The sequence below is a fragment of the Pseudomonadota bacterium genome (assembly GCA_038533575.1).
Taxonomy (GTDB): Bacteria; Pseudomonadota; Alphaproteobacteria; order Rhodobacterales; family Rhodobacteraceae; genus Shimia_B.
Genome location: JBCAYL010000026.1, coordinates 1 through 1,321 on the forward strand (window position 1 = coordinate 1; position 1,321 = coordinate 1,321).

A 1,321-nucleotide genomic window follows, 5' to 3' on the forward strand; every position below is an offset into this window, starting at 1 on the left:
GGTAGCCCTGTTCTTCCAGCATTCCAGCCTGAGTAGTTACCTCAGCGATTACTCAGCCAGACGATCGGATTGATCGCCTGGCTGATCGTATTGTTTGGACATTAGCACTGCAAGTTCTTCCCGTCCTTCAGCCTGATTTGGAAAGCTTGCTGCGCTACGGACTGAAAGATGCGCTCACTGATTCTGTGATATACGATGCGCTTAAAACCGTGCCAGGGTTTAGCGAGCTGTCCGATACTGTCCTAGCGCCCTTGGCGGATACGCTGGCTACTGCGACTTGTACCGCCCTGGCTGAAGCCTATTCTGATACAGAAGGTCGGCAGCTGATAGACCAGCTTAGCGATGACTTTCGGCTTAGGCTGGTCAACGCTCTACAGCAAGAGGCTAACAAAGCAGAAGTTCAGACGCTGGTAGTAGATTTAATAGAAACGGTGAAACAGAATTACGTAGAACAAGCACAGCAGACAAATTCTGAAGCTATACTTGCTCAAGTTAATCAGTTGGAAACGACAGCTACGAGTTCATGAAAGAATGTTAATTCAACTCTCTACTTTTTTCCTAAGACATACTGAATGTCCTATAGTTTACAACCGAACTATGCGGCAACGAGGCACAGCTAATTTGAAATTTTCCAAGCCCTTAAGTTTATGATTAGAGCTAATGTAAAGTCTCATGAGATTGGTTAACTTAGTCAAGGTACTGACATCTCTCACTTGAGCAGAACGGAGATCAAGAATAATTAGACTTGTTAACATTGATAGACCACTTACCTGGTCGGAATAAAGACTCAACCTAGTAAGCTTTTTCAGCTTGGATAGAGCATTAATATCTTTTACTTGATCACAATGAAGCATAAGACTGGTAAGCTTTTTCAGCTTGGATAGAGCACTAATATCTTTTACTTGATCACAATGAAGCATAAGACTAGTAAGGTTAGTCAGCTCGGATAAAGCACTAACATCACTCACTTGACGACAGCGAAGATCTAGCCTAGTAAGGTTAGTCAGCTCGGATAAAGCACTAACATCACTCACTTGACGACAGTGAAGGTCTAGTCTAGTAAGGTTAGTCAGCCCAGATAGAGCACTAACATCACTTACTTCGTCAGAACGGAGTTCTAGTCTAGTAAGGTTAGTCAGCTTAGACAAAGCACTAACATCTCTCACTGAAGTAGAATAGAGGCCTAGACTAGTAAGGCTAGGTAGATTAGATAGAGCACTAACATCATTTACTTGGGTGAAACTAAGGTCTAGACTAGTAAGGCTAGGTAGATTAGATAGAGCACTAACATCATTTACTTGGGTGAAACTAAGGTCTAGAC

Annotated in this window: 1 protein-coding gene; it reads left to right on the forward strand. The window is 42.8% G+C overall.

Features of this window, described 5'->3' with window-relative positions:
* Positions 1-137 precede the first annotated feature (137 nt).
* Positions 138-527, forward strand: coding sequence for a hypothetical protein (locus tag AAFM92_16845; protein MEL7302030.1), 390 nt, complete (start codon positions 138-140; stop codon positions 525-527).
* Positions 528-1,321: the final 794 nt, after the last annotated feature.